The 25,216-nt window shown below is 55.4% G+C and carries 31 protein-coding genes; 25 read left to right on the top strand and 6 right to left on the bottom strand.

Annotation, left to right across the window (positions count from 1 at the left end):
* Window positions 1-11: 11 nt before the first annotated feature.
* The 15 genes from rplR (at window position 12) to ACIPF8_RS04350 (ending at window position 9,836) form a co-directional block, all read left to right on the top strand.
* Window positions 12-374, top strand: coding sequence for a 50S ribosomal protein L18 (rplR, locus tag ACIPF8_RS04420; protein WP_061532021.1), 363 nt, complete (start codon window positions 12-14; stop codon window positions 372-374).
* Window positions 375-386: 12 nt separating this feature from the next.
* The gene (gene rpsE / locus ACIPF8_RS04415) at window positions 387-905 is read left to right on the top strand and encodes a 30S ribosomal protein S5 (RefSeq protein WP_014004410.1); all 519 of its coding nucleotides are present in this window, start codon (window positions 387-389) and stop codon (window positions 903-905) included.
* 10 nt (window positions 906-915) lie between these two features.
* Window positions 916-1,095, top strand: coding sequence for a 50S ribosomal protein L30 (gene rpmD / locus ACIPF8_RS04410; RefSeq protein ID WP_061535113.1), 180 nt, complete (start codon window positions 916-918; stop codon window positions 1,093-1,095).
* A 26-nt stretch (window positions 1,096-1,121) separates the two neighbouring features.
* A complete protein-coding gene (gene rplO, locus ACIPF8_RS04405; protein ID WP_061532022.1) occupies window positions 1,122-1,553 on the top strand; it encodes a 50S ribosomal protein L15 in 432 nt (143 codons plus the stop codon).
* 34 nt (window positions 1,554-1,587) lie between these two features.
* Window positions 1,588-2,919: a preprotein translocase subunit SecY gene (gene secY, locus ACIPF8_RS04400; RefSeq protein WP_061536896.1), complete on the top strand. Its 1,332-nt coding sequence runs from the start codon at window positions 1,588-1,590 to the stop codon at window positions 2,917-2,919.
* 35 nt (window positions 2,920-2,954) lie between these two features.
* Entirely contained in the window at window positions 2,955-3,173 is a 219-nt protein-coding gene (gene infA, locus ACIPF8_RS04395) for a translation initiation factor IF-1 (RefSeq protein WP_014004414.1), read from the top strand.
* Window positions 3,174-3,207: 34 nt separating this feature from the next.
* Window positions 3,208-3,321, top strand: coding sequence for a 50S ribosomal protein L36 (gene rpmJ, locus ACIPF8_RS04390; RefSeq protein ID WP_014004415.1), 114 nt, complete (start codon window positions 3,208-3,210; stop codon window positions 3,319-3,321).
* Window positions 3,322-3,348: 27 nt separating this feature from the next.
* A complete protein-coding gene (gene rpsM / locus ACIPF8_RS04385; protein WP_395825965.1) occupies window positions 3,349-3,714 on the top strand; it encodes a 30S ribosomal protein S13 in 366 nt (121 codons plus the stop codon).
* 97 nt (window positions 3,715-3,811) lie between these two features.
* A complete protein-coding gene (rpsK, locus tag ACIPF8_RS04380; protein ID WP_014004417.1) occupies window positions 3,812-4,216 on the top strand; it encodes a 30S ribosomal protein S11 in 405 nt (134 codons plus the stop codon).
* 178 nt (window positions 4,217-4,394) lie between these two features.
* Window positions 4,395-5,018 carry a 30S ribosomal protein S4 gene (gene rpsD / locus ACIPF8_RS04375; RefSeq protein ID WP_038484689.1) on the top strand — a complete coding sequence of 208 codons (624 nt, stop codon included), beginning with the start codon at window positions 4,395-4,397 and terminating at the stop codon, window positions 5,016-5,018.
* A gap of 142 nt (window positions 5,019-5,160) precedes the next feature.
* The gene (locus ACIPF8_RS04370) at window positions 5,161-6,138 is read left to right on the top strand and encodes a DNA-directed RNA polymerase subunit alpha (protein ID WP_061532025.1); all 978 of its coding nucleotides are present in this window, start codon (window positions 5,161-5,163) and stop codon (window positions 6,136-6,138) included.
* A gap of 158 nt (window positions 6,139-6,296) precedes the next feature.
* Complete coding sequence (gene rplQ / locus ACIPF8_RS04365) at window positions 6,297-6,692, top strand: 50S ribosomal protein L17 (protein ID WP_400417499.1); 396 nt, start codon at window positions 6,297-6,299, stop codon at window positions 6,690-6,692.
* 136 nt (window positions 6,693-6,828) lie between these two features.
* A complete protein-coding gene (gene cutA / locus ACIPF8_RS04360) occupies window positions 6,829-7,161 on the top strand; it encodes a divalent-cation tolerance protein CutA (RefSeq protein ID WP_400417497.1) in 333 nt (110 codons plus the stop codon).
* Window positions 7,154-8,998 carry a protein-disulfide reductase DsbD gene (gene dsbD / locus ACIPF8_RS04355; protein ID WP_400417494.1) on the top strand — a complete coding sequence of 615 codons (1,845 nt, stop codon included), beginning with the start codon at window positions 7,154-7,156 and terminating at the stop codon, window positions 8,996-8,998. Before cutA ends, dsbD begins: the two co-directional genes overlap by 8 nt.
* 196 nt (window positions 8,999-9,194) lie before the next feature.
* Window positions 9,195-9,836, top strand: a complete 642-nt coding sequence (locus ACIPF8_RS04350; protein ID WP_400417491.1) for a peroxiredoxin — start codon at window positions 9,195-9,197, stop codon at window positions 9,834-9,836.
* 101 nt (window positions 9,837-9,937) lie between these two features.
* On the opposite strand, the gene ACIPF8_RS04345 is transcribed toward ACIPF8_RS04350, so the two are convergent.
* From ACIPF8_RS04345 to yihA, 4 genes are all read right to left on the bottom strand, one after another.
* Window positions 9,938-10,483: a CorA family divalent cation transporter gene (locus ACIPF8_RS04345; protein WP_400417488.1), complete on the bottom strand. Its 546-nt coding sequence runs from the start codon at window positions 10,481-10,483 to the stop codon at window positions 9,938-9,940.
* A gap of 3 nt (window positions 10,484-10,486) precedes the next feature.
* Window positions 10,487-11,104: a hypothetical protein gene (locus ACIPF8_RS04340; RefSeq protein WP_400417486.1), complete on the bottom strand. Its 618-nt coding sequence runs from the start codon at window positions 11,102-11,104 to the stop codon at window positions 10,487-10,489.
* 204 nt (window positions 11,105-11,308) lie between these two features.
* The gene (hemB, locus tag ACIPF8_RS04335; protein WP_400417484.1) at window positions 11,309-12,322 is read right to left on the bottom strand and encodes a porphobilinogen synthase; all 1,014 of its coding nucleotides are present in this window, start codon (window positions 12,320-12,322) and stop codon (window positions 11,309-11,311) included.
* A 434-nt stretch (window positions 12,323-12,756) separates the two neighbouring features.
* On the bottom strand, window positions 12,757-13,476 hold the full coding sequence (yihA, locus tag ACIPF8_RS04330; RefSeq protein WP_400417481.1) for a ribosome biogenesis GTP-binding protein YihA/YsxC: 720 nt from the start codon (window positions 13,474-13,476) through the stop codon (window positions 12,757-12,759).
* A 210-nt stretch (window positions 13,477-13,686) separates the two neighbouring features.
* Between yihA and ACIPF8_RS04325 the strand changes: the two genes are divergently transcribed.
* The 6 genes from ACIPF8_RS04325 to ACIPF8_RS04300 all read left to right on the top strand — a co-directional run bounded on the left by ACIPF8_RS04325 (window position 13,687) and on the right by ACIPF8_RS04300 (window position 20,201).
* Window positions 13,687-14,352, top strand: a complete 666-nt coding sequence (locus ACIPF8_RS04325) for a c-type cytochrome (protein ID WP_400417479.1) — start codon at window positions 13,687-13,689, stop codon at window positions 14,350-14,352.
* A 71-nt stretch (window positions 14,353-14,423) separates the two neighbouring features.
* The gene (locus ACIPF8_RS04320) at window positions 14,424-16,553 is read left to right on the top strand and encodes a cytochrome c biogenesis protein ResB (protein ID WP_400417476.1); all 2,130 of its coding nucleotides are present in this window, start codon (window positions 14,424-14,426) and stop codon (window positions 16,551-16,553) included.
* A gap of 87 nt (window positions 16,554-16,640) precedes the next feature.
* Window positions 16,641-17,786: a c-type cytochrome biogenesis protein CcsB gene (ccsB, locus tag ACIPF8_RS04315; RefSeq protein WP_400417473.1), complete on the top strand. Its 1,146-nt coding sequence runs from the start codon at window positions 16,641-16,643 to the stop codon at window positions 17,784-17,786.
* A 4-nt stretch (window positions 17,787-17,790) separates the two neighbouring features.
* A complete protein-coding gene (locus ACIPF8_RS04310; RefSeq protein WP_400417471.1) occupies window positions 17,791-18,459 on the top strand; it encodes an HAD family hydrolase in 669 nt (222 codons plus the stop codon).
* Between the two features lie 85 nt (window positions 18,460-18,544).
* Window positions 18,545-19,525 carry a protein-methionine-sulfoxide reductase catalytic subunit MsrP gene (gene msrP, locus ACIPF8_RS04305; protein WP_400417468.1) on the top strand — a complete coding sequence of 327 codons (981 nt, stop codon included), beginning with the start codon at window positions 18,545-18,547 and terminating at the stop codon, window positions 19,523-19,525.
* 19 nt (window positions 19,526-19,544) lie between these two features.
* Window positions 19,545-20,201 (top strand): sulfite oxidase heme-binding subunit YedZ, encoded by a 657-nt coding sequence (locus tag ACIPF8_RS04300; protein ID WP_400417465.1) that lies wholly within the window; start codon window positions 19,545-19,547, stop codon window positions 20,199-20,201.
* On the opposite strand, the gene ACIPF8_RS04295 is transcribed toward ACIPF8_RS04300, so the two are convergent.
* Together ACIPF8_RS04295 and ACIPF8_RS04290 are read right to left on the bottom strand one after the other, a co-directional pair.
* A complete protein-coding gene (locus tag ACIPF8_RS04295) occupies window positions 20,168-20,935 on the bottom strand; it encodes a transporter (RefSeq protein ID WP_400417462.1) in 768 nt (255 codons plus the stop codon). The two genes, ACIPF8_RS04300 and ACIPF8_RS04295, sit on opposite strands and share 34 nt — an antisense overlap.
* A gap of 130 nt (window positions 20,936-21,065) precedes the next feature.
* Window positions 21,066-21,329, bottom strand: a complete 264-nt coding sequence (locus tag ACIPF8_RS04290) for a lipoprotein (RefSeq protein ID WP_400417459.1) — start codon at window positions 21,327-21,329, stop codon at window positions 21,066-21,068.
* A gap of 41 nt (window positions 21,330-21,370) precedes the next feature.
* Between ACIPF8_RS04290 and cyaY the strand changes: the two genes are divergently transcribed.
* The 4 genes from cyaY (at window position 21,371) to ACIPF8_RS04270 (ending at window position 25,207) form a co-directional block, all read left to right on the top strand.
* Window positions 21,371-21,697 (top strand): iron donor protein CyaY, encoded by a 327-nt coding sequence (cyaY, locus tag ACIPF8_RS04285; protein ID WP_400417457.1) that lies wholly within the window; start codon window positions 21,371-21,373, stop codon window positions 21,695-21,697.
* Between the two features lie 197 nt (window positions 21,698-21,894).
* Window positions 21,895-23,349: a hypothetical protein gene (locus tag ACIPF8_RS04280; protein WP_400417455.1), complete on the top strand. Its 1,455-nt coding sequence runs from the start codon at window positions 21,895-21,897 to the stop codon at window positions 23,347-23,349.
* Between the two features lie 3 nt (window positions 23,350-23,352).
* Complete coding sequence (locus tag ACIPF8_RS04275) at window positions 23,353-24,009, top strand: hypothetical protein (protein ID WP_400417452.1); 657 nt, start codon at window positions 23,353-23,355, stop codon at window positions 24,007-24,009.
* 58 nt (window positions 24,010-24,067) lie between these two features.
* Window positions 24,068-25,207 carry a DUF2827 domain-containing protein gene (locus tag ACIPF8_RS04270; protein ID WP_400417450.1) on the top strand — a complete coding sequence of 380 codons (1,140 nt, stop codon included), beginning with the start codon at window positions 24,068-24,070 and terminating at the stop codon, window positions 25,205-25,207.
* The last annotated feature ends 9 nt before the right edge of the window (window positions 25,208-25,216 follow it).

Below are 25,216 nucleotides of genomic sequence, written 5' to 3'. Positions count from 1 at the left end.
AGGGGTTGACGATGGATAAGAAACAATCACGTCTGCGCCGTTCACGCCAAACGCGTGCCAAGATCGCAGAGTTAAAGGTGAACCGCCTGGCAGTGCATCGTACCAACTTGCACATTTACGCTAGCATCATCGGCCCTGACGCTAAAGTGCTGGCTTCGGCCTCCACAGTGGAAGCTGAAGTACGTGCGGAACTGGCCGGCAAGTCCGGTGCAGGCGGCAATACAGCAGCTGCATCTTTGGTTGGCAAGCGCGTTGCCGAGAAGGCACTGAAAGCAGGAGTTACCGAAGTTGCGTTTGATCGCTCCGGTTTCCGTTACCACGGCCGCGTCAAGGTGCTGGCAGATGCCGCCCGTGAAGCTGGTCTGAAGTTCTAAGGAAGAATCGTCATGGCAAAAATGCAATCGAAAATGCAAAGCGATAAGCCGGATGATGGCATGCGCGAAAAAATGATCGCGGTCAACCGTGTGACCAAAGTGGTCAAGGGTGGTCGTATCATGGGTTTCGCAGCATTGGCTGTTGTTGGTGATGGCGATGGCCGTATCGGCATGGGCAAGGGCAAATCGAAAGAAGTGCCAGTTGCTGTGCAGAAGGCTATGGAAGAAGCCCGTCGCAAGATGATCAAGGTAACGCTCAAGAACGGTACTCTGCAACACGCTATCTCCGGCAAGCACGGCGCGTCATCGGTTTTGATGCTGCCAGCTAAAGACGGTACTGGTGTTATTGCAGGCGGTCCAATGCGCGCAATTTTTGAAGTACTGGGTGTGACGAACGTTGTGGCGAAATCCACTGGTTCGACCAATCCGTACAACATGGTTCGTGCTACGTTGAACGGCTTGTCGAAAATGAACACTCCATCGGAAATCGCCGCTAAGCGTGGCAAGTCCGTTGAAGAAATTCTGGGCTAAGGTGATCAACATGACAAAGACTGTAAAAGTACAATTGGTCAAGGGTTTGATCGGCACGCGCGAAACACATCGCGCGACAGTTCGCGGCTTGGGTCTGCGTCGGGTCAATTCGGTTTCCGAATTGCAAGACACGCCAGCAGTGCGCGGCATGATCAATAAAGTGTCATATCTTGTGAAAGTGGTTTCGTAAGCTAACGCTTGCGAACGGAGCAAATTATGGAATTGAATACTATTCAACCTGCAGATGGCGCCAAGCACTACAAGCGTCGCGTTGGTCGTGGTATCGGCTCGGGCCTGGGTAAGACATCCGGCCGCGGTCACAAGGGTCAAAAATCGCGTTCGGGCGGTTTCCACAAAGTCGGCTTCGAAGGCGGTCAAATGCCTTTGCAACGTCGTTTGCCAAAGCGCGGCTTCAAGTCGATGGCAACGCCGTACAAGGCTGAAGTTCGTTTGTCGGACCTGGAAAACCTGCCTGTAACTGAAGTGGATATCCTGGTTCTGAAGCAAGCTGGCGTAATCGGTGAGCTGGCACGTGTGGTACGCGTAATCCTGTCGGGCGAAGTCACCAAGAAAGTAACGCTCAAAGGCTTGATCGCTACCAAAGGTGCAAAAGCTGCGATTGAAGCGGCCGGTGGATCGGTTGCTTGATTTGTCGTTCTAACTCGTAGCAATGGAGCAATAAGTGGCGACTTCTCCCCAACTTGCAAAGAGTGCTGCGAGCGGCTTCCCATGGGGCCGTCTGTGGTTCTTGCTTGCTGCATTGGTTGTATATCGTATTGGTGCGCATATTCCAGTACCTGGAATTGACCCATCGCAATTGGCGCAATTGTTCAAGCAGCACCAGGGCGGTATCCTGGGCATGTTCAACATGTTCTCTGGTGGTGCGCTGTCACGGTTCACCGTGTTTGCGCTGGGGATCATGCCGTACATTTCAGCTTCGATCGTGATGCAATTGATGTCGATTGTGTCGCCTCAGCTGGAAGCATTGAAGAAAGAAGGCGAGTCCGGTCGTCGCAAGATTACGCAGTACACCCGTTACGGTACGCTGTTGTTGGCTACCTTTCAGGCTCTGGGTATCGCTGTTGCACTGGAATCACAACCTGGCCTGGTGTTGGATGCCGGCTTGGCTTTCCGTTTCACGACAGTTGTTACGCTGGTGACCGGAACGATGTTTTTGATGTGGTTGGGTGAGCAAATTACAGAGCGTGGTCTCGGTAATGGCATCTCGATCATCATCTTTGCAGGTATTGCAGCTGGTTTGCCAAATGCGATCGGTGGTTTGTTCGGACAAGTCAGTACTGGTTCGATGAGTGCTCCTTCGGCAATCCTGATTTGCGTGATTGCTGCGGCGGTAACCTACCTGGTGGTGTTTATCGAACGTGGTCAGCGCAAGATTCTGGTGAATTATGCCAAGCGTCAAGTAGGTAACAAGATTTATGGCGGTCAAAGCAGTCATTTGCCGCTGAAGCTGAATATGGCTGGGGTAATTCCTCCAATCTTCGCTTCGTCAATCATCTTGTTTCCTGCGACAATCACGAGTTGGTTTACTTCGGGTGATTCAACCAATCCGGTAGTGAACTTCCTCAAGGATATGGCGGCTTCATTGGCGCCAGGCGAGCCGATTCATGCTTTGCTGTATGCGATTGCAATTGTGTTCTTCTGCTTCTTCTACACAGCGTTGGTGTTTAACAGCAAGGAAACTGCTGACAACCTGAAGAAGAGCGGCGCGTTTGTACCAGGGATTCGTCCAGGTGAACAAACTGCACGTTATATCGACAAGATCCTGATGCGTTTGACTTTGGTCGGCGCGGTCTATATCACTGTAGTCTGTCTGGTTCCGGAATTCTTGATCGCTCGCTGGAAGGTGCCGTTTTACTTTGGTGGTACATCGCTGTTGATTATCGTTGTAGTCACCATGGATTTCATGGCGCAGGTACAGAATTACGTGATGTCGCAGCAATATGATTCGCTGCTTCGTAAAGCAAATTTCAAGGGCGGCGTTTCGACGCGTTAAGTTGAAATGAACGACCAGAGGAACCAGTAGACCGAATGGCAAAAGACGACGTTATCCAGATGCAAGGCGAGATTCTTGAGAATCTCCCCAATGCAACATTTAGAGTCAAGTTGGAAAACGGACATATCGTCCTCGGTCATATTTCTGGCAAGATGCGCATGAACTATATTCGCATCCTCCCAGGAGATAAGGTGACGGTAGAATTGACACCTTATGATTTAAGCCGGGCACGGATTGTGTTCCGTACCAAGTAACAGCAATTAGAACCTAGAACGAAAGAGGGCAAAAATGAAAGTGCTCGCATCAGTCAAGCGGATCTGCCGCAACTGTAAGATCATTAAGCGCAAAGGCGTTGTCCGCGTCATTTGTACAGAACCGCGCCATAAACAGCGCCAAGGTTAATTAACGTTATTGATCGAGGAATAACGAATGGCACGTATTGCAGGGGTAAACATCCCCAACCATCAGCACACCGTTATCGGCTTGACAGCCATCTACGGTGTTGGCCGCCCACGCGCAAAAGAAATTTGCGACAGCACGGGTATTTTGACTACGAAGAAGATCAAAGATCTCGACGATAACGAGCTGGAAAAGCTGCGCGACGAAATTGCAAAATTCGTCGTCGAAGGTGACCTGCGTCGTGAACTGTCGATGAACATCAAACGTTTGATGGATCTGGGTTGCTACCGTGGTATGCGTCATCGCAAGGGTCTGCCTTGCCGTGGTCAACGTACTCGCACCAATGCACGTACCCGTAAGGGCCCGCGCAAAGCCGCTCAATCGCTGAAGAAATAATTATTAGTCGTTGAGGACAGGGTAATTTGCCACGCTTCTGTGGCTCGTCAACTCTGTCCTGCAATTACTAGAATTAGTCGGATTCAAGGAAATTATTATGGCAAAGTCCCCAAATAACGCCGCAGCAGCACGTGTGCGTAAAAAAGTTAAAAAGAACGTTGCTGAAGGCATCGCGCACATCCACGCGTCTTTCAACAACACCATCATCACGATTACCGATCGTCAAGGTAATGCGTTGTCGTGGGCGACATCTGGCGGCGCTGGCTTTAAGGGCTCCCGGAAATCGACTCCATTCGCAGCGCAGGTTGCAGCCGAAGCCGCTGGTAAAGTGGCTGTGGAATGTGGCGTAAAGAACCTGGAAGTGCGTATCAAGGGCCCAGGTCCTGGTCGTGAATCCGCTGTTCGTGCGTTGAACAACCTGGGTATCAAGATCACCCAGATTCAAGACGTTACTCCAGTACCGCATAACGGTTGCCGCCCTCCAAAGCGTCGTCGTATCTAATCTGTAAAGATTTCGCTATTGCCTGGCAATAGCGTATGCAAGTAGCCCGCCAATGACCTTGGCGGGTTTTGTTCTTAAGCCCACTGTCTGATTGAAGGTAAATCAGACTAGCGCCAGGTCGGTTGTCGACCGCAAAAGGCAGTAATGCCCCGGCGTCATATTTTTAAAAGGAAGCATCGTGGCACGTTATATCGGACCTAAAGCAAAACTTTCCCGCCGTGAAGGTACGGACCTGTTCCTGAAGAGCGCACGCCGCTCGCTGGACTCCAAGTGCAAACTGGATTCCAAGCCAGGTCAACATGGCCGCACATCTGGTGCACGTACCTCCGACTACGGTAACCAATTGCGCGAAAAGCAAAAAGTTAAGCGTATGTACGGCATTCTGGAACGTCAGTTCCGTCGTTATTTCGCTGAAGCAGACCGTCGCAAGGGCAACACCGGCGAAACACTGCTGCGTTTGCTGGAAGCGCGTCTGGACAACGTCATCTATCGCATGGGCTTCGGTTCGACCCGCGCTGAGAGCCGTCAGCTGGTTTCGCACAAGGCATTCACCGTCAACGGTAATGTTGTGAACATCGCTTCGTACCAAGTGAAGACTGGCGACGTGATCGCTGTTCGTGAAAAAGCCAAGAAGCAAGTGCGTATCATCGAAGCGCTGCAACTGGCCGAACAAGGCGGCATGCCATCGTGGGTTTCGGTTGATGCGAAGAAGATGGAAGGTACTTTCAAGTCCCTGCCAGACCGCAACGAAATCGCTAACGACGTCAACGAATCGCTGATCGTCGAACTGTATTCGCGTTAATTTTAGTTTTTCGGCTCTGCCTGGATTCAGGCGGAGCCGTTTCATCAGGGTGCCTCTAATAATCCTCGTGATTATTGGCGGCACCCTTAATGCCATCAGCCTTATCGGTGTAACGAGCCGAGGGTATTGAAAAGGACATTTCATGCAAAACAGCTTGTTGAAGCCACGTATTATCGAAGTAGAAGCACTGGGTGCCGGCCACGCTAAAGTCGTGATGGAACCGTTTGAACGTGGCTACGGCCACACGCTGGGCAACGCATTGCGCCGCGTCCTGCTGTCATCGATGGTTGGCTACGCGCCGACTGAAGTGACCATCGCCGGTGTGGTACATGAATACTCGTCACTCGACGGTGTGCAGGAAGACGTCGTCGACATCTTGTTGAACCTGAAGGGCGTTGTGTTCAAGTTGCATAACCGCGACGAAGTGACACTGACATTGAAAAAAGATGGCGAAGGCGCTGTGTTGGCTTCCGACATCGATCTGCCGCATGACGTAGAACTGGTGAACCCAGAGCACGTGATTGCCCACCTGACCGCCGGCGGCGCGTTGGATATGCAGATCAAGGTTGAAAAAGGCCGTGGCTATGTGCCAGGCAACGTGCGTCGTCTGACTGAAGATGCCAACAAGACCATCGGCCGCATCATCCTGGACGCATCGTTCTCGCCAGTGCGCCGCGTTTCCTACGCTGTTGAATCGGCGCGTGTGGAACAGCGTACCGACCTGGACAAGCTGGTCATCAACATTGAAACCAATGGCGTGATCACTCCGGAAGAAGCGATTCGCCAATCGGCACGTGTGCTGGTTGACCAGTTGAACGTGTTCGCTGCACTGGAAGGCACTGAAGCTGCTGCTGAAGCACCATCCCGCGCACCGCAAGTCGATCCTATCCTGTTGCGTCCAGTCGATGATCTGGAACTGACAGTACGTTCGGCGAACTGCCTGAAAGCAGAAAACATTTACTACATTGGCGATCTGATCCAGCGTAGCGAAAATGAACTGCTGAAGACGCCAAACCTGGGCCGCAAGTCCTTGAACGAAATCAAGGAAGTTCTGGCATCCCGTGGTTTGACACTGGGCATGAAGCTGGAAAACTGGCCGCCTGCCGGCCTGGAAAAGTAATATTTGTTGTTAGCTCGGGGGTGAGATAGAATCACGCCCCTGAGCTTGTTTTGCTCTCGTTGTTTCTATTGTTGTACTAATTTCAACCGGCCCGCGACCAGGCACTGCCAAAGTCGATCGAAGAGCTGGATGTAAACTCAAAACTGAAAGGAATTACCATGCGTCACCGTCACGGCCTCCGTAAATTAAATCGTACTTCTTCCCACCGTCTGGCCATGCTGCGCAACATGACTGTTTCGCTGCTGCGTCACGAAGCAATCAAGACCACATTGCCAAAGGCAAAAGAACTGCGCCGCGTGATCGAACCGATCCTGACACTGGGCAAGACCGACACCCTGGCAAACAAGCGCCTGGCATTTGCTCGCCTGCGCGACCGTGAAATGGTCCTGAAACTGTTCGCTGAACTGGGCCCACGCTACGCTACCCGTAACGGCGGCTACCTGCGCATCCTGAAAATGGGTTTCCGCGTTGGCGATAACGCACCTATGGCGTATGTTGAGCTGGTTGACCGTCCTGAAGTCAGCGACGCTGCTGACGTTCCAACAGCGGACTAAGCTTAACCAGCACTGCTGCGTTACAATGAAAAGCCAGGCCTTGCCTGGCTTTTTTGTTGCCTGTACGTCTCGCGGATCTGCTTCTGGCCGTGCAGTAGCGCCGATTATTGTAAGGAATCTGGGAGCAAAGTCGACTATGTCGGAAGCGTTGCTTATACTCACCAACTTGCCTGGATTAGCCGAAGCGGAAACCATCGCACGGCACCTGGTCGAACGCAAATTGGCGGCTTGTGTCAATATCTTGCCTGCCGTGCAGTCGGTATATCGCTGGGAAGGCGTGGTGGAACAGGCCAGTGAGGTCACATTGTTGATCAAGACTACCTCAAGCCGTTATGCCGAGCTGGAGGCCGCGATCAAGGCGCTCCACCCTTACGCGCTGCCGGAAATCATTGCGATACCGATTGTGGCCGGCTTGCCGGCCTATTTGAACTGGATTACCGCTGAAACTCAAAAGGATGTGAATGTTTAAGCTGCTCAAGCAATTGCCGATTTTGCTGGTCATGATATTGACGTTCGGAGTCGCACACGCTGACGATGACGATTACCTGGCGCCCGAAGTCGCCTTCAAATTTTCCGCACGGATGGTGGATGCCAAAACCGCCGAAGTCAGCTATGCGATCGCGGACGGCTACTACATGTATCGCGAACGCTTCCATTTCAAAGCCGAAGGCGCGACCTTGGGCGAGCCGCAGATCCCGGCCGGGACCGTCAAATTCGATCAGACATTCAACAAGAATGTAGAGACCTATCACCATAGCATCACGATTCGCTTGCCGGTTGAGGCGAATGGCAGCTTTACGCTCATTTCCACCGGCCAGGGTTGCGCCGACAAGGGTTTGTGCTACCCGCCAATGGACTCGCGCATCAGCTTGTCGACGACCGGCGGCAGCGGTGGCGGCCTGTTGAGTGCGATGGGGATAGGTAGTGGCGGCAGTGTCGCGGCCGATACACCGCAATCTTCTGTCGACGTTAAACAGCCAGCCAATTCGATTCCAGCGCAAGTACACAACACAGAATCCGTAACCACGGATTCTGAAGATGGTCGTATTACTTCGTCGTTGAAAAGTGGCAAATTGCTGGTGATCTTACCTTGGTTCTTTTTGTTAGGCCTGGGCCTATCTCTGGCGCCTTGCTCTTATCCAATGATGCCGATTTTATCCACTATCATCCTAGGAGAGGGGAGCCAGGTAAGTCGTCGGCGAGGACTTTTGCTTTCGGCCACTTACGTGCTTGGCATGGCATTGGTCTATGCAGCATTGGGCGTGGCAGCTGGTTTGGCTGGTCACAGTTTGGCTGCAGCGCTGCAGAATCCTTGGGTGTTGTCGATATTTTCCCTGCTGATGGTTTTGATGTCGCTATCGATGTTTGGCTTTTACGAATTGCAGCTACCGGCAGCAATGCAAACGAAATTTTCGCAGGCTTCTGGGCAGCAAGCCGCGGGGAAGTTGATCGGAGTATTTGTCATGGGTGCGCTGTCGGCGTTGATCGTCGGCCCATGTGTCGCGCCGCCGTTGGCGGGGGCATTAGTGTATATAAGCCAGACACGAGATATTGTACTTGGAGGGAGTACGTTATTTGTGATGGCGATTGGCATGGGTGTACCTTTGTTATTAATAGGTGTCTCTGCAGGCTCGATATTGCCGCGGGCTGGTGCCTGGATGGAGTCAATTAAACGTTTCTTCGGTGTATTGATGCTGGCGACGGCAATATGGATGATATCGCCGGTCATTCCAGCCATAGCGCAGATGCTGTCTTGGGCTGCCTTGGGAATTGGCTACGGTGCCTATCTACTATGGGACAAGTCGTCCTCAGGCTGGCTCGCCAAAGCCTTTGGTGTGGTATTCATGGTCTGCGGCGTGCTGCAACTGGTCGGCGGCATGACCGGCGGCCGCGATGTGCTGGCGCCGCTGGCGCACCTTGGCAGCACGCAGGAAAGCGCCCATACCCAGTTCATCCGCGTCAAATCGGTTGCCGAACTGGATGCCGCATTGGCGCAGACCAACGGCAAAACAGCATTGCTGGATTTCTACGCTGACTGGTGCGTGTCATGCAAAGAGATGGAAAAATTCACGTTTACCGATCCACGGGTACAAGCGCGTTTTGGCGATATGGTATTGCTGCAGATTGACGTCACCGCCAACAATGCCGACGACAAGGCGATGCTCAAGCGTTTCAATCTGTTCGGGCCGCCGGGCATCATATTCTTTGACGGCCAGGGAAAAGAAGTGCCTCACGGTCGGGTGATCGGCTATCAGAACGCCGATAAATTCCTGCAATCACTGGCGGTTCTGGATGTGAAAAAATGATGGGCGTTGGGGCCGGTAACCCATGCTGCCCCGAAGGAGTAGAATCATGTGTTCGGTGCCTCCAATCTGCAGCGTAGTCGAGGTCCGGCTTCTAACTGCAGGTTATGTAGATAGTCGATAAAGTTCGTTAGACTATCATCGTCGCACCGCTATAGTTTTAGTTCTAGCAAACCTGTGCAATCTAAAGGAGACTGAAATGACTTTACGCCTTGGCGACGTTGCCCCCGATTTCGAGCAAGATTCTTCACTCGGGAAAATCAAGTTTTACGATTGGGCCGGCGATTCATGGGTGGTGTTGTTTTCGCATCCAGCCGACTTCACGCCGGTCTGCACTACCGAACTCGGTTTGACTTCCAAATTGAAATCGCAATTCGAGCAGCGCGGCGTCAAGGTGATCGCGCTCTCCGTCGATCCTGCCGACAAGCATCAAGAGTGGATCAAGGACATCAACGAAACACAAAACACCGTGGTTGGGTTTCCAATCATTGCCGATGCCGACCGCAAGGTATCCGAACTGTATGACCTGATCCATCCGAATGCCAGTGCAACTGCCACCGTGCGTTCGCTGTTCGTCATCGATCCAGCCAAGAAAGTGCGCCTGATCATCACGTATCCGGCCAGCACCGGCCGCAACTTCGATGAAATCCTGCGTGTCATCGACTCGCTGCAACTGACCGATAATTATTCGGTAGCGACTCCAGGCAACTGGAAAGATGGTGAAGATGTCGTCATCGTTCCGTCGCTGCAGGACCCTGAGGTTCTCAAGCAGAAATTCCCGAAAGGTTACAAAGCGATCCGTCCTTATTTGCGGCTGACGCCGCAACCTAATCGTGACTGATTGTTTGTCCGTGACGTCTACGGAGTACTGAAATGAAAAAGCCTCGCCAGGAAAAATGGCGAGGCTTTTTGTTTATGCGCGCAGTAGTTACAGCCGGTTGTTCAACGCCGGTCCAGCGCCTGGCTTTCCAGGTAGCGGCGGCGCTGGAAGAACACCAGCATGACGACGATCACCAGTGCCATGCTGCCCATCGTCAGCCAGAAGCCGAGCGCGTTCTTGAGCAAGGGCATGACTTCGAAGTTCATGCCGAAGATCCCGGTGATCAAGGTCAGCGGCATGAACAATGCGGTGATGACGGTCAGCGTGCGCATGATTTCATTGGTGCGGTGGGCCACTGCCGAGAAGTGGATTTGCACCGCAGATTCAATCGATGACTCCAGCCGGCGCGCGTGATTCAGTACGCGCGTGATGTGCTCCATCACGTCGTTGATGCGCACCAGCAGCAAGTCGCTGGCGCGGCTGATTTCGACGCCGTCGTTGAGGTCGACGAAGTAGTCGCGCAGCTCTTGCATCGCATCATGCTGTTCTTCGCACAGGTTTTCCAGTTTGCGTAATTCGATCCGTGCATCCAACAGCGCCATCCAGTCCTTGAATGGCCGGCGCGGATCAAGCAGGGCGCGCTGCCAGCGGTCCAGCTGCGTCGTCAACGGCTAGCGCAAATCCAGGTACTGATCGACCATGGCGTTGATCAGGCGCAGCAGCAGGTCTTCCGGCGAGGTTGGCAGGCGCGCCGGGTGCGGTGATTTTTCAGGCTTGTTGCAATGATCGAGCAGACGCGTGCGTGCCGCATCGATGGTGCGGCTGTAACGTTCATGCACGGTGATCAGCGCATGGTCCATGATCAGGAATGTCACTGGCTGCGTGGCCAGTTTGCTCAGCGCGGCCGGGATGCGGCGCTTGCCGGCATCGGTGTCCGTTGCATCGGCGGTTGGCGCATCGCCTTTCGTGCTGGCAGACTGAACGGCGGTATCCGATACATTGCAGTTCCCGTTTCCGCTGCCATTCAGCATCAGCTTGCGAAATACCACCATCCCGTAATCCTGGGTCGAGTCGAAATACGACGGATGGTTGGGATTGAGGGCATCCGTCATGTGCGGATCGTAGATTTGAGTGCCGGTTGCCTGGGTGATGGCATTGCGCCAGGCTTCCGGATCTGCCGCCACTTCTTCATGCGTGGCGTCGATCCAGAGAAATCCTTTCAGCGGAACGGCATCGGGGATGTCACTGTGTTGGCTAACCTGGTTTTCACTGATGAGAAAGATGTCCATGCATTGTCGATAAGCGTTTGAATATGGGCCGGAGCACGAGTGTCGAGCCGCCTGCCAGAAGATGATGCAGCCCGCTGTGGGCTGCGCAGAGAGTGTGTAGCAAACGCGTCTTGCAGCGGCACGATGCCGATTGCAGACGTCAATCAACTTGGTTCTAAAACTGCGGCGCGCAAGGACGGTGTGTCATTGCGCGCCGCTGCCGGTTTAACCCTTTTTCAGATGCCGGGCAATGTCCAGCGCGAAGTAGGTCAGCACGCCATCGGCGCCGGCGCGCTTGAACGCCAGCATCGCTTCCATCATGGTCTTGTCGTGATCGAGCCAGCCGTTTTGCGCCGCCGCCTTGATCATCGCGTATTCGCCGCTGACCTGATAGGCAAAGGTCGGCACCTTGAATTCGTCTTTCACGCGACGCACGATATCGAGATACGGCATGCCCGGCTTGACCATCACCATGTCGGCGCCTTCGGCCAGGTCGAGCGCGACTTCATGCAAGGCTTCATTGCTGTTGGCCGGATCCATTTGGTAGGTGTTCTTGTTGCTTTTGCCCAGCGTTGCCGAAGAGCCGACGGCGTCGCGGAACGGGCCGTAGAACGCCGATGCGTATTTGGCCGAGTACGCCATGATGCGCGTGTAGATATGGTGATGCGATTCGAGAGCGCTGCGAATTGCGCCGATGCGGCCATCCATCATGTCGGATGGCGCGACGATATCGACGCCTGCTTCAGCCTGGACCAGCGCTTGCTTGACCAGGATCGCACAGGTTTCATCATTGAGCACATAACCGTCGGCATTCAGCACGCCGTCCTGGCCGTGGCTGGTGTACGGATCCAGCGCGACGTCGGTCAGGATGCCCAGTTCCGGAAAGCGCTGCTTCAGTTCGCGCACCGCGCGCGGAACCAATCCCTGCGGATTGGTCGCTTCGATACCGTCGGGAGTTTTCAGGGATGGGTTGATGACCGGAAACAGCGCAATGACTGGAATGCCCAAGGCCACGCACTCTTCGGCGACATGCAGCAGCAAGTCGATCGACAGGCGTTCAACGCCAGGCATCGAACTGACTTTTTCACGTTGATTCTTGCCGTCCAGAATAAATACCGGATAGATCAGGTCGGCGCTGGTGATGGTATTTTCCCGCATCATTGCGCGTGAAAAAGCGTCCTTGCGCATGCGGCGCATGCGGATGGCTGGAAATTGAGCAGTTTTCTGAGAGAGTGGCATGACGGTTTCTGACATATCGGGTGAGTGGAGTGTTGGACCGGATCAAGGCTCGCGCGTTCTGCAGGCCGACGAACTTGCCAGGTTTTAATTCGACCTGGCAGAAGCCGGTTGCCGGATCCGCCCGCGACATCGTGGCAGGCAGTGCGTCCGAGTACCTGAATCGATTCTCGACTAATATTTTCGCCGAAAAGTAAAAAATTCGTGAACTTTTTCCGGCGAACCTTCTCCTAGCAATAGGTGCATCATTCGCCTCCCGCTTCCCTCCCTGAGCGGGGCCGTATCGCTTTTGGTGATAAGGCATTGTGCCCTGGAGATATTCCCCTTTCTCCAGGGCTTTTTTATTTCCGATGCTTCTTGCAGAGTAGATGCGTTTCGAGCTTCGTTCTCTGCTTGTATTTCATTCTACATCCCGGTCTATTGCCGGGGACCATCGCCTACTCTTCCCGATCGCCAGTCGCATCCGTATCCGTATCGATATCCTGATCGTCCTTGCCTGTCAGTCCGGCCAGTTCCAGGATGCGGTCATTCGCTTCTTCCAGCCCGCTACGATTCAACGCTGAAAATAATTGCACGGTAAACGGCAGTTGCTGATTGTTTTCATCGACGTAGCTGGCCAGGAAAGTACGGGCCTGGCGCAATGCGTTGGTGGCGTCGTTGCGATTGAGCTTATCCGATTTGCTTAAAATGCAATGAATCGGCTTGCCAGTCGGCGCAAACCATTCGACCATTTGCACGTCGAGTTCGGTAAATGGGCGGCGCGAATCGACGATCAGCACCAGCGCGGCGAGTTGCTGGCGACGCCTGACATAATCGCCCAATAGTTGTTGCCAGTGCAATTTCGCCGTGCCGGAGACTTCGGCGTAGCCGTAACCGGGCAAGTCGACCAGCAAGGCGCGGATTTCGTCGATCTTGGTTTCGTCTTTACGGTGCTGGGCGACATGCGCGCCGCCGATTGAAAAATAGTTAATGTGCTGCGTGCGGCCAGGGGTTTTCGACGCAAACGCCAATTTTTTCTGGTTGCACAGCAGGTTGATGGCGGTCGATTTACCGGCGTTGGAGCGGCCGGCGAATGCGATCTCGGGGACTTGCAAAGTTGGCAAGTCACGAAGATGATTGACCGTGGTGAAGAAGCGGGCTTGCCAAAGTAGGGACATGGAGTGAGCAGAAAATGCGGTAAGGGGAGGCAAAAATGCCGGAAAGCTATTGTACAATAAGGGGTTATGTACTGGTGCTGAGGTTGACTATGCAAAGTATGCGACTGAGGGTCATAGGAGACTAGGTAATCGGCTGTAACAGGTGGGATCGATCACAGTATCGTCGCCGTTCGGGCAGAATTTTAAAAACAAGTCACTCAGGGTGTGTGAATGAACCGTGCGTTTTTTCCAGTAGTGAAGTCTCTCCTCGTCGCAGTACTGGCCCTTTCCTCCGTTGCTTATGCAGCGGATGAACTAAAAGCCGCTCCTGCCAAAGCCGATCCAGCCAAGGGCGAAGCACTGTATACAAACGGTGACGCCGCTCGCAATATCACAGCGTGTATCTCCTGCCACGGCGCCGCCGGCGCTTCGACCATCACGTCGAACCCGAAACTGGGTGGCCAGCACGCTGCTTATATCCACAAGCAATTGACCAATTTCCAAGGTGCGGATCGCAATAATCCGATCATGTCGCCGCTGGCCAAGCTGCTGACCGACGATGAAATGAAAAATATCGCCGCCTATCTGGATGCGCAGCCGGCCAAGCCGGGTGCCGCAAAAGACAAGGATACGCTGGGACTGGGCAAGAAAATCTATCGTGCCGGTATTGCCGAAAAGAGCGTTCCGGCCTGTGCCGGCTGCCACAGCCCGAACGGTGCAGGCATCCCGAACCAGTTCCCGCGGATTGGCGGCCAGCATCAAGACTATACTGTGACCGAACTGACCAATTTCCGCAGCGGTGCTCGCAAGAATGGCCCGATGATGGCAACCATTTCCAAACGCATGTCGGACGATGAAATCAAGGCAGTTGCCGATTACATCGCGGGCCTCAAATAAAATAAGAAGAAATAGCAAAAAAAGGGGTGGCCTAGGCCACCCCTTTTTCCTTTGAAAAAGATTGATTTGCCATGAGTACAAGTAATAACGAGATCAGCACCGCAGGAATTCAGCTCAAGACCAGCCGTCGCTGGCTGGCCGATGCGGTTGAACTGTTGTCATCGATGCGCTTTGCCATCAGCTTGCTGACGATTATCGCCATCGCATCGGTGATCGGCACCGTGCTCAAGCAGAATGAGCCGATGCCCAACTACGTCAACCAGTTCGGTCCGTTCTGGTTTGAAGTTTTCGGCAAGCTGGGTTTGTACGCGGTGTATTCGTCATGGTGGTTCCTGCTGATCATGACTTTCCTGGTGATTTCAACTTCGCTGTGCATCGCCCGCAACGCACCGAAAATGCTGAAGGACATGCGCAGCTGGCGCGAGAATGTCCGCGAGCAATCACTGCGCAATTTCCACCATAAGTCGGAATGGACATCGGCAGTTGCTCCGGCTTTGCTGGCGCAGCAGCTGCAGGCGCGGATCGCCGCCAAGGGCTACAAGACCAAACTGGTTGCCAAGGACAACGCGACCTTGATCAGCGCCAAGCAAGGCGCCGCCAACAAATGGGGTTATATCTTTGCTCACAGTGCGATCGTTATCATCTGCCTGGGTGGCCTGCTGGACTCCGACCTGCCGATCCGCGCGCAGCAATGGATTTATGGCAAGACGCCATTCAACGGCAACGGCATCATTGCTGACATCCCGGAAGAACATCGCCTCGGCCTTGGCAATCCGACCTTCCGCGGCAATACGCTGATTCCGGAAGGTTCGGCCAGCAGCACCGCCATCATTCCGCAAAAGGATGGCGTGATGATCCAGGATCTGCCATTCACGATCCAGCTGAAAAAATTCATTGTCGATTTCTACAGCACCGGCATGCCGAAGCTGTTCGCCAGCGAAGTCGTGATCCGCGATAACGCCGACGGCCATACTTTCCCGGCGACCATCAAGGTCAACCAGCCCTTGATATACAAGGGAATTGCCGTTTATCAATCCAGCTTCGAGGATGGCGGCAGCAAGCTCAAACTGATGGCGTACCCGATGGCCGGCGCCAGTGAGGCCAGTTTCCCGCTGAGCGGCGAAGTCAACGGCACCACGCCGTTAGTCAATAACGGTAATACCGACTATACGATTGAATGGTCTGGTTTCCGGCCGTTTAACGTGGAGAATATGGCGCAATCGGGTGACGATTTGCGTGCCGTGACCAAGAAGAGCCTCAACCAGCGTCTCAGCGACGATTTGAGCAACCACTTGGGCAACGCGGCGAAAAGCGCGAACAAGAAGGATCTGAAAAACGTTGGCCCTAGCGTGCAGTACAAATTGCGCGACAAGACCGGACAGGCACGCGAGTTCAGCAATTACATGCAATCCATCAAGGTGGACGATGCTTATGTGTTCCTGGCGGGTGTGCGCGATACGCCGGACGAGCCGTTCCGATATCTGCGCATTCCTGCGGACGATGACGATACGGTCGGCGAATGGATGCGTTTGCGGGCGGCGTTGGAGAATCCGGAAATGCGTGCGGCGGCTGCGCATCGCTATGCCCAGCGCGCGATTCCGGAAAGCCGTGAAGGCATTGCCGCCTTGCGCGTTCAGCTGGAACAATCCGCACTGCGCGGTTTGTCGCTGTTTGCCGGCGACGGCAAGCAAGCCGGCTACATGGCCATTTCCAAATTCCTGGAGCAAGTGCCGCCGCAGGAGCAGGAAAAGGCCGCAGATATTTTCATGAAGATATTGAACGGCAGCATGTGGGATTTGTGGCAGGTCGCGCGCGAGAAAGATGGTTTGAAGGATATGCAGGCGGATGAAAAGCATGCGCGCTTCCTGCAACTGAGCACCAATGCGCTGTCGGATGCAAGCTTCTATAATGCGCCTGTGTATCTGCAGATGACGGGCTTTGATGAAATCAAGGCATCGGTATTCCAGGTAACCCGTTCGCCGGGCAAGAAAGTGGTGTATCTGGGCTGCCTGCTGCTGGTGCTGGGCGTGTTCTCGATGCTGTACGTGCGTGAGCGCCGCTTGTGGGTCTGGATTCGTCCGAGCCAGGACGGCAGTGGCCAGACGCATGCGATGATGGCAATGAGTTCGCAGCGCAAGACGCTGGATTTTGAAAAAGAATTTGAAGTGTTGAAAACACAATTAAAGCAGTCGGAAGCTTGATGTGAACCCGCATCGGTCGCCGCCCTTGCCGACGCAGGGATGGCGGCAGAGTTGCCTGGGTTTGCCTGCAATGCAATGGAGATAAAGATGGAACTGACGCAAACGTATGCCCCGCCCGCTAGCTTTATCAAGCGCTTGTCGGTAATCGACTGGCTGTTCGCCATCGCGCTGGTGGCGGCCTCGCTGTTCGCGTTGAACCGTTACGGCAGCCACATGGATTACTACGAGAAGGCGGTGCTGGTGCTGGCTGCACCGACTTTCGCCTGGCTCGGCTGGCACTGGAAATCGGTGCGCTGGCTGATGGCGTTGCTGGCGGTGTTGTCGCTGTCGGCGATTGCGATGTACGGTGGCGTGCTCGATATGGCCAACCAGAAATTCATCCTCAAATACATGCTCTCCAGCCAGTCGGCGATCCTGTGGATGAGCACGCTGTTCTTTCTGTCGACCATGTTTTTCTGGGGCGGCCTGATCACGCGTTCCGACTTCGGTTCCTCGATCGGCTCCAAGCTGTGCTGGGCCGCGGTGGTGATGGGCTTCACCGGCATGCTGGTGCGCTGGTATGAATCGTATCTGATCGGCGCCGACATCGGCCACATCCCGATTTCCAACCTGTATGAAGTGTTCGTGCTGTTCAGCCTGATCACCGCCTTGTTCTATTTGTACTACGAACAGCACTACCGCACCCGCCAACTGGGCGCCTTTGTCCTGCTGGTGATCTCGGCCGCGGTCGGTTTCCTGCTGTGGTACATGGTGTCGCGCGACGCCGCTGAAATCCAGCCGCTGGTGCCGGCGTTGCAGAGCTGGTGGATGAAGATCCACGTGCCGGCCAATTTCATCGGCTACGGCACGTTTGCATTGTCGGCGATGGTGGCGGTGGCGTACCTGTTGAAATCGCATGGCTACCTGGTTGACCGCCTGCCGGCGCTGGAAGTGCTGGACGACGTCATGTACAAGGCGATTGCCGTCGGCTTCACCTTCTTCACCATTGCCACCATCCTCGGCGCCTTGTGGGCGGCGGAAGCATGGGGCGGCTACTGGTCATGGGATCCGAAGGAAACCTGGGCGTTGATCGTCTGGCTCAACTATGCTGCGTGGCTGCACATGCGCTTGATGAAGGGTTTGCGCGGCCAGGTTGCCGCATGGTGGGCACTGATTGGTTTGCTGGTGACGACGTTCGCCTTCCTCGGCGTGAACATGTTCCTGTCGGGCCTGCATTCATATGGAGAGTTGTAAACTGATGACGAAGGAAAAGCCGGAAAACCTGACGCCAGTCGACCTGGTGATTTTCGATTGCGACGGGACCTTGGTCGATAGTGAGACCGTCGCTACCGATGTGATGGTTGAGTATCTTGCAGAACTGGGAACGCAGTTGTCGTTTGACGAAGCCTTGAGCCGTTTCAAGGGTGGCCGGATGGCCGACTGTGTGGTCGAACTGGAAGCCATGCGCGGCCAGCCGTTGCCGGCCGATTTCACCAAGGTCTTGCGCGAACGCATCGCGCATACCTTGCATCAGCGCCTGCAGCCGATCGAAGGTGCGCTGGAGCTGGTGCAGTCGCTGCGGGTGCCGTTCTGCCTGGCGTCGAACGGTCCGTTGACGCAGATTAAACTGTCGCTCGGCATTACCGGCCTGCTGCCGTATTTCGAGGGCCGCATTTATAGCGCCTATGAGGTCGGCTCCTGGAAACCGGCGCCGGACCTGTTCCTGCATGCCGCCAGCAAGATGGGTGTCGAACCATCCCGCTGTGCAGTGGTCGAAGATAGTGTGCCTGGCGTGCAGGCTGGCGTGGCTGCTGGTATGCTGGTGTTTGCATTGCAGCCGGAACAGGTCGAGCCGAATCTTCCCAAACAGGCCAAAGTGATTTCCCGACTGGCAGAGTTGCACGATCATATCGATCTCGCCGGATAAGCGGATTTTGTTTGTACTCTTGTAAGGAATTGTCGGCTGGCTTGACTAAGATCTGCCGCCACATCAATCCTCACAGGAGTTTTTCATGCCGCTCTACCGACGCCCCAACGGAATCGATCTTCCGTTCGCCTCCGAAATTACCCCACGAGAAATATTTGAGTCGCGTCGCAGCTTTATCAAGCAGGTTGCGGTAGGCGCGGTTGGCGCCGGCTCATTGCTGGAACTGTCGAGCGGCGATGCCTGGGCGCAGGCAAGCGGGGCGCAAAAATTGGCGGCCAAGGCCAATCCCGCCTACGTTGTGATGGACAAGGCAACGCCGTACAAGGATGCCACCACCTACAACAACTTCTACGAATTCGGCACCGACAAAGCCGATCCGGCAGAAAGTGCCGGCAGCCTCAAAACCCGGCCCTGGACGATCTCGATTGAGGGCGAAGTCAAGAAACCGATGACGCTGGATATCGACAGCTTGCTGAAACTGGCGCCGCTCGAAGAGCGCATCTATCGGCTGCGTTGCGTAGAAGGCTGGTCGATGGTGATTCCATGGATCGGCTACTCGCTGTCGGCGTTGATCAAGAAAATGGAGCCGACCGCCAACGCCAAGTACGTCGAATTCACGACGCTCGCCGATAATCGCCAGATGCCGGGGTTGCGCAGCCCGGTGCTGGAATGGCCGTATGTTGAGGGTTTGCGGATGGATGAGGCGATGCATCCGCTGGCCTTGCTGACGTTCGGCATGTACGGCCAGGTATTGCCGAACCAGAACGGTGCGCCGGTGCGCATGGTGCTGCCGTGGAAGTACGGATTCAAATCCGCCAAGTCGATCGTCAAGATCCGTTTCGTCAAAGACCAGCCGAGGACAGCTTGGAATATTGCGGCTGCGCGTGAGTACGGCTTTTATTCCAACGTCAATCCGGATGTCGATCATCCGCGCTGGTCGCAAGCGACCGAACGCCGCATCGGCGAAGACGGTTTCTTTACCAAAAAGCGCAAGACATTGATGTTCAACGGTTACAGCGATGTCGCTCCGCTATACGCCGGCATGGACTTGAAAAAATACTTCTGAGATCAGCGGACCATCCAGCATGCTTAATCCAACGCCACGACAATTCAAGATTCTCAAGGCAGTCCTGTTTGGGCTGGCGCTGCTGCCGGCGCTGCGATTGCTGGTGTACGCGTTTACCGATCAGCTGGGCGCCAATCCAATCGAATTCATTACGCGCAGCAGCGGTGACTGGACCCTGTATTTTCTGTGCATCACCTTGGCGGTGACGCCGTTACGCCGCTTCACCAACTGGAACTGGCTGGTCAAGTTGCGTCGCATGCTGGGTTTGTATGCTTTCTTTTATGCCTGCCTGCATTTCACAACCTTCCTTTGGTTCGATCATTTCTTCGATCTCAGCGAGATGCTCAAGGATGTCGTCAAGCGGCCGTTCATCACGGTTGGTTTCATCGCTTTCGTGATGTTGCTGCCGTTGGCGCTGACCAGCACCAACGGCATGATCCGGCGGCTTGGCGGCAAGCGCTGGCAATGGTTGCATCGCAGTCTTTACGTGATTTCCATGCTGGGGATACTGCATTTCTGGTGGATGCGGGCCGGCAAACATAACTTCGAAAAGCCAATCCTGTTTGGCGCTATCGTTGCCGCGCTGTTGCTCGTGCGCGTGTACTTCGCGCTACGTAATCGCGCCGGACAACGCGCTGCGCTTCAGAAGCGCCAGGTCACGCCAACCCCGACCTGACGCTGGGTTTGCGCCGCGCATGCGCCGCAGCCCAAACCGAATTTGATGCCGGCATCCAGATCGAGATTAGGATTCGGTGAATAGATCACCCCGCTCAGGATATAGCCGGGATTGCTGCTGGCGTGGCGATCGCCGCTTGTATCGCTGGCGCGCTCGGTGTTGCTGACAATGCCTGTGTCGAACGCCAGGCTCCATTTCGGATTGATCGCGTAGAGCGCCGCCACCGAGGCGCGCCAGAGCATGGTGCGGTTGGCTTGCTGGTCGCTTAGCAGGCGGTAGCGATTGTAGTAGGCAGCCAGATTTCCGCTGAAAGCCCAGGAGTCGATTTGATAGCTGCCGATAAGCGTCAACGACATACTGCTGCTGCCATGTCCCAAACCCTGATTGGGGTCACCGCTGGGGAAGGTGAGTTCCGGTTTCAAGCCCAGGCTGAAATTATCCTCTTCCAGAAAGGTCCATTTGAGCCCTAGCGCGATATCGTTGATACCCGACGGACTGGATACCGTCAGTGGCGGATTGACATAGATATCGAGATTCCTCAGCAAGCCGTAGCTGTAGGTGAAATTGACTACATGGCTGTGGATATCGTCCTGGCGCAGCCAGTCCGTGTTCAGTTCGACCTGCTGATTGCCGCTGCCCTGGGTGCCGGTATCGTCGGTCACCAGTGGATGATTGGCATGAGCGACCTGGATCAGGCAGCAGGACGAGATCGCAGAGATGATGAGCCGGCGCATGGTCCTCCTGTCTGTCCAATTAAGCCAATATGCTGGTTACAAAGATTCAGGCCCGCACGAAGTTCAGGGAAGCGGCGTTCTGCGGGCGCTGCGTCTTCCCTGTACGAAAAATGTGACGTGGAGCAGGCAGCTATTTGGCTGCCGGTGTATCCAGGGTTTCTGACGGGATTTCAGGAACGGCCGGCACAGTAAACGTGGTTGGCTGCTCAGATTCTTTGGATTTCTCTTCGGACGCGTTCGGTTTGACCACCGGTGTTGTCGTTTTGGCAGCGGGCGGAGGCAGCGGAACAGGCATGAACAGCGGCCCCTTTTGGCCGCAAGCCGCCAGTAATGCCGACAAAGTAAGCGTAGCGGCAATCATTGCGGCACGCGGAAAATCAAAAGTTGGTTTCACGGATTAGAATCACAGTTTAACGAAACGGATTGGAGTGTAGCATGACAGAATCAGAATTCCTGGCCGCGGCCGAAGCTGCCCTGAGCAAGATTGAAACCGCGCTGGAGAGCGCCGCCGAGCAGAGCGACCTGGATGTGGAGTGCAGCCGTAGCGGGAATGTACTGGAGATCGAGTTTATCGATAATGGCAGCAAGATTATCGTCAACAGCCAGGCGCCGATGCAGGAATTGTGGATCGCCGCAAAATCAGGCGGTTTTCATTACAAGCAGAAGGGTAACATTTGGGTAAACACCCGCGATGGCTCGGAATTCTTTGCTGCGCTGTCGACAATGATCAGTTCCCAGGGCGGAGTGCCGGTAACCCTGTAATTTTTTCTTTGTAGTGGGACCCCGCAAGTGATTTATCGGATGCCCAATGTGTCGTAAGATACGAAAGTAAGATGTTGTTTTGATACGCTCGCGCATTTCGGCTTCATAATGGACTTGATTACACGGTTCGCAAGGGCCGCATCAAGGAGAGTTGTTCAACGCTTCTCAACTATCGATCGACAACAATGAATACGATAATGATCAGGGATTCGGAAGAACCAATCGCTTGGTGCGGCAATTCTGCAGGCGGTGGCAACGCCGTTGCCGAGCCATCTCCTGGCGCCGCGAAGTTGCGTGTATCGGCGCGCATCGTCTCCATGACGGGAATAGCCGCCGCCATCGCCGCCGTCGGGTTTTCGCTAGCGGCCGCAGCGGCGCCCAGTCCTAACGTGGCCAATACCGCAAATGCAATCAACGGGGCCAATGCTGCCGCTAGTGCCGCCAACACCAGCGGCTTGTCGAATGTCGTCACCGCCGCGGCGGCTGAAGCGCCGCAGCACTGGGCGGCAGATACCAGCAACGGCTGCAAGATCTGGAGCCCGGAGCCGATTGCCAATGGCATTTCTGCGCGTTGGAGCGGCGGCTGCGAGAACGGTCTGGCGCAGGGCCCTGGGACAGTCCGCTGGCTCAGCAACAACAAGCAGGTCGCCGAACTGACCGGCACAATGGAGCAGGGCAAGGTGCGCGGTCATACCACCGGGGTCGAAGAGCCTGGCAATCGCTTCGATGGCATGTTCATCGATTCCCTGCCGGAAGGCGAAGGCAAGGCAAGCTATGCCGACGGATCGACCTATACCGGCGAGTGGCATCGGGGCCGGCAGCTGGGATACGGCATCATGACATTTCCGCCGGCACATCCGCAGTACCAGGACATGTTTAACAACGGTAAAGGCGTCCGGGCCGACAACGGCGTTTATGTCATGCGCGGCTGGTGGGAAGGAAAAACCTTCGTGACTGCCTGCGATAGCGAAGATGAATGCGAAAAGGCGGTTGTGGCGTTGATGAAGCAGGAGCAGGCTACCACTGCTGCCAAGGCTGCGCCGGTAGCGCCCGCAGTTGCGCCCGCAGTTGCACCGGCGCCGGCCGCAGCAGTGCCAGTGCCGGAGTCGGCAGCAACGCCGGTAAATCCGACAGCGGCGCCAGACAGTTCAGCCGCGGCGCCGGCAACACCCACCGTCGAACCTGGCAATGCGCCAGCGTCTCCCGCAACGCCTGTTGCAGAACCCGCCGCCGTGACTGCCGATCCCGCCTCAGTTGTGCCTGCCGCTACGTCAACTGAAGCGCCGGCCATCGAGTCGTCGACATCACCGGCACCGTCGACAGTGCCGGCGCCGATGACGCCTGGCAGCGAGCCAGCAGTCGCGCCGATGCAGGAAGCTCCGGCTGTCGGGACAACTCAAGCTCCAACCCCGCCCGCCGATGCGCCGGCCTCGGTGACTGAGCCGGCGCCCGCTGCCGCCATGCCGGCAGCCGAGCCCGCAACTGAACCAGCTATCGAGCCAGCGGTTCCGCCGATGCCGCCGGGGCCTTCTCCTGCGGCAGACCCGGCCACCGTGCCGACGACCCCGGCGCCTGCAGATCCGGCCGTCGAACAGCCCGTCCCGCCTGCCGTTTCGGCGCTGATCGGGATTTCACATTTCAAACGGACCTAGTTGATGACGCGTGCACTACATTTTGGCAAGACAATCGAGTTGATGGAAACCACCGCATTGCCGGCATCGGGCACACGTCGATGGTCCCGGTGGATGCTCGCATGCATCGTTCTTTTGCAGTTGATGGCGCCGGCATCGTACGCGCAAATGCGTGCCGACCTGCCGGCTAACAAGGCGGCTGCCGGCGGCCCGAAAAACCTGCTGGCGGAAGCTGCGCGCAGCATCGGCGTCAAGCAATGCCAGCCGGCGATTACCCGTCTATCCGCGTTGGCGATCAATGGCACGCGTTCGCATGACGTGCTGGTCGATTGGGATCACGCGCATCCGGATCGCGGACCATTTTTTTCGCTCACCGGAATCGAATATGCCGGGGCTTCAGCGGCGGTATCCATCACCGCGGTGCCGCAAGACGGCGGCGCCTGTTCGGTGTCGGCTGAACGGATTTCGATTGCGCCGTATTCATGCAAGAGCATTGCCGATACCGAACTGAAGGGCTACAACGGCACAGCGCTGCTGCCGACATTTACGGTCTACGTTTCGCCGACAGAGCCGGGCGGCTCGGTCTCGCTGGTGGATTCTCCTCCAGGGTGTCTGATTATCCGACGCTATGTGCAGTACAACTGGACCGAGCAGACAAAAATGACTGTACCTGCGCGTTAGGCAACGCGCTCCAGGCCAATTACTCAATCAATATTTGAATCAAGATATGAATCAAGATATGAATCCTTTACCCCGCACCTTGCGCATCGGCGTCACCATCGGCCTGCACCAGGAGAACGAATCCCTGTGGAACAATGGCATCAAGCAGAATGCTGTCTATCTGGCTGAAACTTTGAAGCAATGTCCGAGCGTGGCCTCGGTGCATCTGGTGAATACCACGGCGGTTGCGATCACCCGGGCGCTGCCGTGGGACCAGGCGCGCTGGCCAACCGTGGCGTTCGCGCAAGCCAAGGACAACCTGGATGTGCTGATTGAACTCGGCGGCCAGATCGATGCCGAGCAGACCGCCTATCTGAAAGAGCGCGGATGCCGTCTGATTTCCTATTGCTGCGGCTTCGAGTATGTGCACGTGATGCAATCGGTATTATTCAATCGGCCCATGTGGGGATATAACCTGTTCGTCAATCAGCGCTACGATGCGATCTGGATGGTGCCGCAAGTGGCCACCAACAGCCAGTCCTATTTCGAGACCTTGCGCCGCCGGCCGGCCCAAGTGGTGCCGTTCGTGTGGGATCCGATCTTCGTTAATCAGCGTAGCCAGGGTTTCACGCATCACGGCGAATACCGCCCGCGATCAGAGCCAAAACGCTTGACCGTGATGGAGCCGAATAACGACATCGTGAAATTCTGCATGTATCCGGTTTTTATTGCGGAAGAAGCCTATCGGCAGCGGCCGCAGGATATTGCGCTATTGCAGGTGACCAATGCCGAACGACTGGCGCGCGAGAGCAAGGAGTTCATTGCGGTGATGAACCAGCTCGATATCGTGCGCCAGCACAAGGCGGTTTTCCTGGGGCGCCACGATACGCCGCAGTTTCTCAGCGAGATGACCGATGTGGTGATTTCCCACCAGATCGAGAATGCGCTGAATTATTTTTATTTCGATGTCTGCTGGCAGGGTTATCCTCTGGTGCATAACGCATACATGTGTAGCGATCTTGGTTACTACTACGAGGGCAACAACGTGCGTGAAGGCAGTCGCAAATTGATCGAGGTGCTGACAGCGCATGACGACAGTTGGCAGGATTACCTGACGCGCCAACGGCAAGTGCTGGGCCGTTATCTGCCGACGTGTCCTGAGGTCACCGCCGAGTATGAACGTTTGCTGAAGGCGTTGTTGCAGCAGCCGATTGCATGACCCGATGAT

Source organism: Collimonas sp. NPDC087041, from assembly GCF_044745265.1.
Classification (GTDB): domain Bacteria; phylum Pseudomonadota; class Gammaproteobacteria; order Burkholderiales; family Burkholderiaceae_D; genus Collimonas.
The sequence above is the reverse complement of the archived record's forward strand: the minus strand, read 5'-3'. Positions and strand labels throughout refer to the sequence as shown.

What these genes read in the sequence shown, in the direction of transcription:
- rplR (WP_061532021.1), top strand. Translation starts at nt 12, where the DNA reads ATGGATAAGAAACAATCACGTCTGCGCCGTTCACGCCAAACGCGTGCC.
- rpsE (WP_014004410.1), top strand. Translation starts at nt 387, where the DNA reads ATGGCAAAAATGCAATCGAAAATGCAAAGCGATAAGCCGGATGATGGC.
- rpmD (WP_061535113.1), top strand. Translation starts at nt 916, where the DNA reads ATGACAAAGACTGTAAAAGTACAATTGGTCAAGGGTTTGATCGGCACG.
- rplO (WP_061532022.1), top strand. Translation starts at nt 1,122, where the DNA reads ATGGAATTGAATACTATTCAACCTGCAGATGGCGCCAAGCACTACAAG.
- infA (WP_014004414.1), top strand. Translation starts at nt 2,955, where the DNA reads ATGGCAAAAGACGACGTTATCCAGATGCAAGGCGAGATTCTTGAGAAT.
- rpmJ (WP_014004415.1), top strand. Translation starts at nt 3,208, where the DNA reads ATGAAAGTGCTCGCATCAGTCAAGCGGATCTGCCGCAACTGTAAGATC.
- rpsM (WP_395825965.1), top strand. Translation starts at nt 3,349, where the DNA reads ATGGCACGTATTGCAGGGGTAAACATCCCCAACCATCAGCACACCGTT.
- rpsK (WP_014004417.1), top strand. Translation starts at nt 3,812, where the DNA reads ATGGCAAAGTCCCCAAATAACGCCGCAGCAGCACGTGTGCGTAAAAAA.
- ACIPF8_RS04370 (WP_061532025.1), top strand. Translation starts at nt 5,161, where the DNA reads ATGCAAAACAGCTTGTTGAAGCCACGTATTATCGAAGTAGAAGCACTG.
- rplQ (WP_400417499.1), top strand. Translation starts at nt 6,297, where the DNA reads ATGCGTCACCGTCACGGCCTCCGTAAATTAAATCGTACTTCTTCCCAC.
- cutA (WP_400417497.1), top strand. Translation starts at nt 6,829, where the DNA reads ATGTCGGAAGCGTTGCTTATACTCACCAACTTGCCTGGATTAGCCGAA.
- dsbD (WP_400417494.1), top strand. Translation starts at nt 7,154, where the DNA reads ATGTTTAAGCTGCTCAAGCAATTGCCGATTTTGCTGGTCATGATATTG.
- ACIPF8_RS04350 (WP_400417491.1), top strand. Translation starts at nt 9,195, where the DNA reads ATGACTTTACGCCTTGGCGACGTTGCCCCCGATTTCGAGCAAGATTCT.
- ACIPF8_RS04340 (WP_400417486.1), bottom strand. Translation starts at nt 11,104, where the DNA reads ATGGACATCTTTCTCATCAGTGAAAACCAGGTTAGCCAACACAGTGAC.
- hemB (WP_400417484.1), bottom strand. Translation starts at nt 12,322, where the DNA reads ATGCCACTCTCTCAGAAAACTGCTCAATTTCCAGCCATCCGCATGCGC.
- yihA (WP_400417481.1), bottom strand. Translation starts at nt 13,476, where the DNA reads ATGTCCCTACTTTGGCAAGCCCGCTTCTTCACCACGGTCAATCATCTT.
- ACIPF8_RS04325 (WP_400417479.1), top strand. Translation starts at nt 13,687, where the DNA reads ATGAACCGTGCGTTTTTTCCAGTAGTGAAGTCTCTCCTCGTCGCAGTA.
- ACIPF8_RS04320 (WP_400417476.1), top strand. Translation starts at nt 14,424, where the DNA reads ATGAGTACAAGTAATAACGAGATCAGCACCGCAGGAATTCAGCTCAAG.
- ccsB (WP_400417473.1), top strand. Translation starts at nt 16,641, where the DNA reads ATGGAACTGACGCAAACGTATGCCCCGCCCGCTAGCTTTATCAAGCGC.
- ACIPF8_RS04310 (WP_400417471.1), top strand. Translation starts at nt 17,791, where the DNA reads ATGACGAAGGAAAAGCCGGAAAACCTGACGCCAGTCGACCTGGTGATT.
- msrP (WP_400417468.1), top strand. Translation starts at nt 18,545, where the DNA reads ATGCCGCTCTACCGACGCCCCAACGGAATCGATCTTCCGTTCGCCTCC.
- ACIPF8_RS04300 (WP_400417465.1), top strand. Translation starts at nt 19,545, where the DNA reads ATGCTTAATCCAACGCCACGACAATTCAAGATTCTCAAGGCAGTCCTG.
- ACIPF8_RS04295 (WP_400417462.1), bottom strand. Translation starts at nt 20,935, where the DNA reads ATGCGCCGGCTCATCATCTCTGCGATCTCGTCCTGCTGCCTGATCCAG.
- cyaY (WP_400417457.1), top strand. Translation starts at nt 21,371, where the DNA reads ATGACAGAATCAGAATTCCTGGCCGCGGCCGAAGCTGCCCTGAGCAAG.
- ACIPF8_RS04280 (WP_400417455.1), top strand. Translation starts at nt 21,895, where the DNA reads ATGATCAGGGATTCGGAAGAACCAATCGCTTGGTGCGGCAATTCTGCA.
- ACIPF8_RS04275 (WP_400417452.1), top strand. Translation starts at nt 23,353, where the DNA reads ATGACGCGTGCACTACATTTTGGCAAGACAATCGAGTTGATGGAAACC.
- ACIPF8_RS04270 (WP_400417450.1), top strand. Translation starts at nt 24,068, where the DNA reads ATGAATCCTTTACCCCGCACCTTGCGCATCGGCGTCACCATCGGCCTG.